The organism is Treponema sp., assembly GCF_045657965.1.
GTDB lineage: Bacteria > Spirochaetota > Spirochaetia > Treponematales > Treponemataceae > Treponema_D.
Window position 1 is genome coordinate 1 of record NZ_JAZOUG010000175.1, and the last position, 6,586, is coordinate 6,586.

The 6,586-nt window shown below is 37.7% G+C and carries 6 protein-coding genes and 1 other RNA gene; 2 read left to right on the forward strand and 5 right to left on the reverse strand.

The features are described from left to right. On the forward strand, positions 1-647 hold a 647-nt coding region (locus ACKI5B_RS06515; RefSeq protein ID WP_407427013.1), incomplete at its 5' end, for an AAA family ATPase. Positions 648-696: 49 nt separating this feature from the next. Here the strand turns inward: ACKI5B_RS06515 and ACKI5B_RS06520 are convergent. Next, positions 697-1,545 (reverse strand): PCMD domain-containing protein, encoded by an 849-nt coding sequence (locus ACKI5B_RS06520; RefSeq protein ID WP_407427015.1) that lies wholly within the window; start codon positions 1,543-1,545, stop codon positions 697-699. A 10-nt stretch (positions 1,546-1,555) separates the two neighbouring features. Continuing rightward, positions 1,556-2,677 carry a glycosyltransferase gene (locus ACKI5B_RS06525; RefSeq protein ID WP_407427017.1) on the reverse strand — a complete coding sequence of 374 codons (1,122 nt, stop codon included), beginning with the start codon at positions 2,675-2,677 and terminating at the stop codon, positions 1,556-1,558. 117 nt (positions 2,678-2,794) lie between these two features. Here ACKI5B_RS06525 and ssrA point away from each other — a divergent pair. Then, positions 2,795-3,173: a transfer-messenger RNA gene (ssrA, locus tag ACKI5B_RS06530) on the forward strand. A 5-nt stretch (positions 3,174-3,178) separates the two neighbouring features. On the opposite strand, the gene ruvC is transcribed toward ssrA, so the two are convergent. From ruvC to ACKI5B_RS06545, 3 genes are all read right to left on the reverse strand, one after another. Beyond that, on the reverse strand, positions 3,179-3,676 hold the full coding sequence (ruvC, locus tag ACKI5B_RS06535) for a crossover junction endodeoxyribonuclease RuvC (RefSeq protein WP_407427019.1): 498 nt from the start codon (positions 3,674-3,676) through the stop codon (positions 3,179-3,181). 88 nt (positions 3,677-3,764) lie between these two features. Continuing rightward, positions 3,765-4,508, reverse strand: coding sequence for a YebC/PmpR family DNA-binding transcriptional regulator (locus ACKI5B_RS06540; RefSeq protein ID WP_407427021.1), 744 nt, complete (start codon positions 4,506-4,508; stop codon positions 3,765-3,767). 92 nt (positions 4,509-4,600) lie between these two features. Then, positions 4,601-6,586 (reverse strand): TIGR03545 family protein (locus tag ACKI5B_RS06545; protein ID WP_407427023.1); only part of this gene is annotated, 1,986 nt, incomplete at its 5' end.

Here is a 6,586-nt window from a genome sequence, read left to right on the forward strand (position 1 = left end):
AAGGCGTACAGCAGGCACTTCTTAAAATCATAGAAGGTACACAGGCTTCAGTTCCTCCACAGGGCGGCCGCAAACATCCTAATCAGGAAATGCTCCAGATTGATACATCAAACATTCTCTTTATCTTAGGCGGTGCTTTCGTAGGTCTTGATAAAATCATCGAACAGCGTATTTCTGCTCACTCACTTGGTTTTGGCTCAAATGTCGGAACTATGAGCGAAACAGAAAGAATGGAACTTTTAAATCAATGTACACCGGATGATCTGGTAAAATTTGGTCTTATTCCAGAACTTATCGGCCGTATGCCGATTTCTGTAGCTCTAAAAGAACTTACAAAACCAGACCTTATCAGAATTCTTACTGAGCCAAAAAATGCAATTACAAAGCAGTTTAAGGCTTCATTCGAAATGGACGATCTGGATCTGGATTTCACTACAGATGCACTTGATGAAATTGCAGAAACTGCAATAAAACAAAAAACAGGTGCCAGAGGTTTACGTTCAATTGTCGAAAAGCTTCTTATGGATTTAATGTTCGAAGCTCCAAGTGTAAAAGGCCGTAAACACCTTACAGTCACAAAAGAAATCGTTATCGGCAAAGAAAAGCCGAATCTCGATCAGCTTTTAATCGAACAGCAGACTGCATAAAAAAAAGCCCTTAAAGTAAAAACTTTAAGGGCTTTTTTATAAATAAAGTCTACTGAATATTTTCTTCGGGATAAATAAATTCAAAATCTTTAACAATTAAAGAAGCATTTTTTATTCCTTCAAAATAATCTCCGTGAGCACTTGAAGCAAATACAACATTAACATGAGTTATTTCTTCGTCTGCTTCAGCCTGAGTTACATTTTCAGGAAATTCATTTGCATTTTCAGGGTATTCTCCATACAAAAAATCAACTTCAAGTGTACGAAGACCGTTATCATCAGGCTCAGAAATTCTTGTTAAACAGTTTGTAATATTTTCGCTGTCAGTTTTTCCGATATAAGCTGCTGTAGCTACATATTTTCGGATAGTTTTTTGTTCTTCATCCAGGCTGCGGTTTTCCAGTGTTGCAACTAAAGAACATTCATCTCCAAGTCCGTTGTATGAAAACTTTACTTTGAATCCTGAAGGCCTTGCTGTAAAAGGAACTCCCCAGTCAATTAAAGCTTTTCCGTCTTTATCTGTAAAACCTAAAAGCTGTTTTAACCCCATTGTCCGGACAATTCTACCTGTAAATAAATTTCCGCTTGCGATGACGCCAAATACTTTTCTGGTTGTTAGCAGAGCGGCTGTACTTCCGTCTTGAAGGATAATGCGTTTTGTAGGCCATTTTGTACTTCCAGAAGCCGAAAATGCCGGATTTCCGTTATCCCAGCACAAAGGTTCTGTTCCCGGCATTTCTGTACATTCTTTAGTTCCAAATGTTAAAAATCCCGGAAGCCGTTCTGTATGCCACTGTGAAAAATCACTCTCCGGAAGCTGAGTTCTTTCTAAAGAATAAGAAAAAGAATTTGGTAAAATAAAAGAAAAAAATATTAATAATATAAAAAACCGTTTCATAAAAACTGCTTTAACCCTGTTTTGAGTATTTTTCGATTATAGATTTATAAACTTCTTCCATTTTTTTTACCGAAGTTGAAACCCGATACTGCTCTCCTTCTTCGATATATTTTTTTGAAAGGGAAAGTTTTTCTTCAGAATGTTCAATCCACCAGTCAATCCTCTCTGCAAGACTTTTTGCATTTCCTTCTTTAAACAAAGATTTTTCATCCAAAGCAAACTGAACTGTTGCGCTTTTTTTAGCATTTGAAATTACCGGAACTAAGCCGCAGCTGAACGCTTCCATGCATGCAATAGCTTCAATTTCAACATCTGAAGCATGTACATAAAGATCTGTTTCTGCAATTATTTTAAGAAGTTCTTCAGTTGTATAAAAACCGAAAACAGCCGGATTTTTTAGTTTTTTAGCCATTTTTTTATATTTTTCAGCATTCGGTCCCTGTCCTGCAAAATGAAGCTGAATTTTATCTGCATATTTTGAAAGTCCGGCAGCTTTTATGACAAGATCCTGTCTTTTTTCTGGAGAAAGCCGGCCTATCATTAAAATATTAAATTTACTATGTTCTACAGGCTTTTGCGGAACAAAAACCTCATCAACTCCATTTGAAATTACATGCAAATTTGCTTTATATCCGTTTTTTTTAAGTTCATCTGCTATAAACTGAGTAGGACAATGAATGTCATCAAACCGATTATAGAAATACTTGAACAGGAATTTATAAAAAAATCTTGCAGCAAAGTCAAACTTTCCAAGCCCAATATTGTAAGTGATATTTTCTGCCTGTACATGAAAAGCTGCAATGCACGGAATATTCATTTCACGAGCGATTTTTTCTGCAACACGTCCCATAGGGAAAGGAAGATAAAAATGAATAATATCAGCTCCGGTAAAAGCCTGACGGATTACATTTTCATCTGGACGGGCAAAAGTAATTCCCTGTTTATCTGCAAAAAAAGAAACTACAGGAACTTTCCATTTTTTAAGAATAAATTTATCAGGTCCGGGAATTCCTGCAGTTAAAATTCTTACTGTATGTCCAAGTTTCCTGAGGTTTTCAACAAATCTTCTTGCTGAAGCCGTAGTACCATTATTTAAATCATCAAAAGAGTCAATGACTAAAACGACTGTCATTTAATTATCCTTAATTTATTTTTTTTAATGATATTATCATTTTTTAATTAAAATTGTAATAATTATTATTGACTTTCATTCCGCTTCACTATATATTGTTTGGCGAAAAACTTATACGGGGGTGCACCGGTTTCGACGATTGTGATCAAGGCACTTACTGCATGTGGGAGTCGAGGTTCCCTAAACTGAGAAAACAATAACTGCAATTTTCGAAAGAAAAGAAGAAGAAGTTGAAGAAACTTCTTTCGCAGAAGCTCTCGCAGCTTAAGCTTGAGCCGGAACTTATGGGGTGCTGTTCCTAACTTCATATTTTCCGTCATAAACAGGGACTAGCCGCTCGTAATGCATGGTGTGCGTGCGGGACGTTTAATCATGATACGGAGAAGACGCTTGTTATGCTGCTACCTGCTCCCGACAACTACCTCGCATAACTAAACATGTAGACGTATTTGGCTTCCACTTTCGGACGGGGGTTCAATTCCCCCCATCTCCACTCCCCTTTCACAGAATGTATTGCTTTTCAGCAGTTGAAAACACATGCGTAATTGCAGCGGCAAGAGCGTCGGCTGCATGGTCGGGCTTCGGTTCTGTTTCAAGATTCAAAAGGATTTTTACATACTGTTCAACAGTCTTTTTATCGGCTGTTTTTGTTCCTGTTACAGCATATTTAATTTGATTAGGACGGTACATACATAAAGGGAGTGCCTGCTGTGAAAGGCACATTGTGACAACACCTTTTGCTTCAGCAACTGAAAGGGCGCTTGTTACATTTCGGGCAAAATAAAGCTCTTCCATAGCAGCCTGCTCAGGCTTAAATTCAAGCAGTACAGAAACAAGACGGTTATAAATAGCGAGCAGCCGAATCCCATGTTCTTCTGTCGAAGGTGTCTCAATTACACCATAGCTTACGAGACGAATATTATTTCCTGCTGCATCGATTATACCAAAGCCTGTATGAGCAAGCCCCGGATCAATTCCTATTACACGACGTTTTTGCATTATCTTCTCAATAAAAAAAAGCTACAAAAATCTGTCGGAGAATTTTGTAGCTTTCTATTAATTATTCTTCTAATTAGAATATATTGGCTTATGCTTCCGGGTCGAAGTCGTCCGGATATTCAACAGTTGTCCATACGTTCTGAACATCGTCATCTTCTTCAAGACGGTCGATAAGTTTCTGAACTTTGCCAGCTGTGTCTTTATCAACTGCTGTGTAAGCCTGTGGAACCATGGCAACTTCAGCAGAAAGAGATGTCCAGCCTTTTGGTTCAAGAGCTTCAACAACTGCAGTAAAGTCATTTGGAGCTGTTGTAACAGTGATAATTCCGTCATCTGTTTCAACATCTTCAGCACCAGCTTCAAGAGCTGCTTCCATTACTTCATCTTCAGAAACAACTTCTGCATCGTATTCGATAACGCCTTTGCGGTCAAACATACGGCTTACAGAACCTGTTGTACCAAGATTTCCGCCTGTTTTGTTAAAGATATTGCGTACATTTGCTGCTGCGCGGTTATGGTTATCAGTAAGAACTTCTACCAGAACAGCAACACCGCCTGCAGCGTATCCTTCGTAAACCAATTCTTCGAATGTACCGCCACCGAGTTCACCAGTACCCTTTTTAATTGCGCGCTCGATGTTGTCTTTTGGCATTGAAGCAGCACGTGCTTTAACAATTGCTGCACGAAGACGAGGGTTAGCATTTGGATCACCGCCGCCCATGCTTGCTGCGATAGAAATTTCTTTAATCAATTTTGTGAACAATGCGCCGCGTTTTGCGTCTGCTGCGCCCTTTGCATGTTTAATGGTCGACCATTTATTATGTCCAGACATGGAACACTCCTAAAAATAAGATTACAAAATAGAATAAGATAGAATATCACAAATTAAATTTTGTGTAAACTATTCACCTTATATTCCATAATTTACAACCCGAATTTTTTTAATGTATTTGCAGCATTTTTTGCTGCACTTGAGCTGTTTACAGCTTCACCAGCTTTATTTGTCACTGCTTTTTTTGCCGCATTTGATGCCGCTGACTTTAACTGTTTTTCAAGTTCGGCTTTTTTAGCTTCAAGCTGTTTATTAACCGTATCTGCAGCAGATTTTGAATCTTTAAGCTTTGAAGAAATATCACTAAACTGGCCTAACTGAGAATCAGCACCAGAAGTATATTCAGCAAGTTTTGATTTTAAATTTTCTTCAGCTTCTTTCTGAACGCTTCCCATTTCCTTTTGAACAGCAGATTTTAAAGCCTGTGCAATAATTTTATCAGCATCACAGGAAATATTTAAATCAAGCCCCTGCTTTTCATCAAAACCAGCTTTTGCCTTAACATTCATAGATTTTACAGCTGAAAGAGCATTTGAATAAATACGGTTTGCAGTTTCTGATGATACAGGAGAACTTTTAATAGTAACAGGATTCATGGCAAGATCAGCAAGTAAATCAAAACTATAGTCTGCTTCTGCAGAAAGACCGGCTACGATTGAAGTTGTACCGTTGAACGAAGGAACGCCCTGTGCATTTGAATCTTTTAACATATCAAGCGTGAAAGGAAAGTTATTTCCAGAATAAGTGCCTGAAATTAAAGAATCTTTGCTTTCAGAACGGGCATCTACTGTAAGAGAAGCATTATGTGTTCTTGAAAGTGCATTGTACACAGCCTTTGCAATCATAGGTTTGCCGACTTTATCCATATCACTTGAAATATTTGTAATCTTAAGATCCAGTGATGAGCCCTGATTTGAACCTGTACCATGTACATTTTCGATAAGGAGTTTTGGTACAGTATCCTTTCTCCAGTAAACATTTCTTCCGGCATAAAGTTTTGCTTCTTTACGGGCCTGAGCCTTAGCTTTTTTTACTGATTCATTTTTTGCTTCGGCATCTGAAGAAGAATTTGATTTCATTGAACCGGCATAGGAAACTGCCGTTTTAAGATATGGATAATATTTTCCAAGCAATGAGTAAGCAAACTCATCAAATGTACCTGAAACAAATCCTTTTGCTCCGTCTAAAGACAAATCCGGCAGGGCATTTTTAACCATATCAGTATCATTTTTAACAGCAAGTTCCAGTTTTGCCTTTGATTCTGCAACTTTTTTAGAATCAGATTCAAAAGAAGAAAGTGTAGAATCTACATCTGACTTTACTTTTTCGCCTTTCTCAAGTGCAGTTTTAATTTCAGAAATAGCAGCCATTATTTCAGCTTCAGTTTTTAAATTTGATACATTTAATTTGCTGAGTTTTTCAGAACTTGTTTTAAAATCAGAAACATTTTTCTGTATTTCTTCAGGCCTGTTTTTCCACTGCTCAACAGTTTTTTTAATATCTTCTTCAACCTCTTTTGCAACATTTTTTGTCTGAAGGTTTTCATCGATATTTTTCATAATCGTTTCAGGATTATATTCTGCAAGTTTCTGAACAATTGAATCCTTAGCCCCGGAAACAGCTGTACCGCGCTTAGCATTAAGTGAATCATAAAAACCTGTTGAATCAGATTTTTCTGCTTTTGCTTCAGCAGATTTCGGCTTAACAGGAAGTGCACCGCTTGTTTTACGCTGCGTATTAAGGGCAATTCCGGTTATTTCGATATTCTGTATGTTTAAGCGCGAACGCAAAAGCTGAGTTAAGTTAAAATCCAAATCAAGCTTATCAAACTGGAAAAGGTTTTTCATTGGATCGTCAGCATTTGCCTGAGCAAGATTATTGACGGTAAGCTGTGCAGCGAAAATTTCTACATTTACAGAACCAATATCGCATTTTGCCCCGAAAATTCCCTGCATTGCAGAACGGATTCCCCATTTTGCAACAGGATTTTTAAAGACAGTAACACTAATTCCTATTGCGGCTACAAAAGATACAACTGCTATAAAAGGAGCCGGTTTAAAGCGGCCTTTGTTCTTTTT

Coding starts and splice junctions, on each gene's coding strand:
- ACKI5B_RS06520 (WP_407427015.1), bottom strand. CDS start 1,545: ATGAAACGGTTTTTTATATTATTAATATTTTTTTCTTTTATTTTACCA.
- ACKI5B_RS06525 (WP_407427017.1), bottom strand. CDS start 2,677: ATGACAGTCGTTTTAGTCATTGACTCTTTTGATGATTTAAATAATGGT.
- ruvC (WP_407427019.1), bottom strand. CDS start 3,676: ATGCAAAAACGTCGTGTAATAGGAATTGATCCGGGGCTTGCTCATACA.
- ACKI5B_RS06540 (WP_407427021.1), bottom strand. CDS start 4,508: ATGTCTGGACATAATAAATGGTCGACCATTAAACATGCAAAGGGCGCA.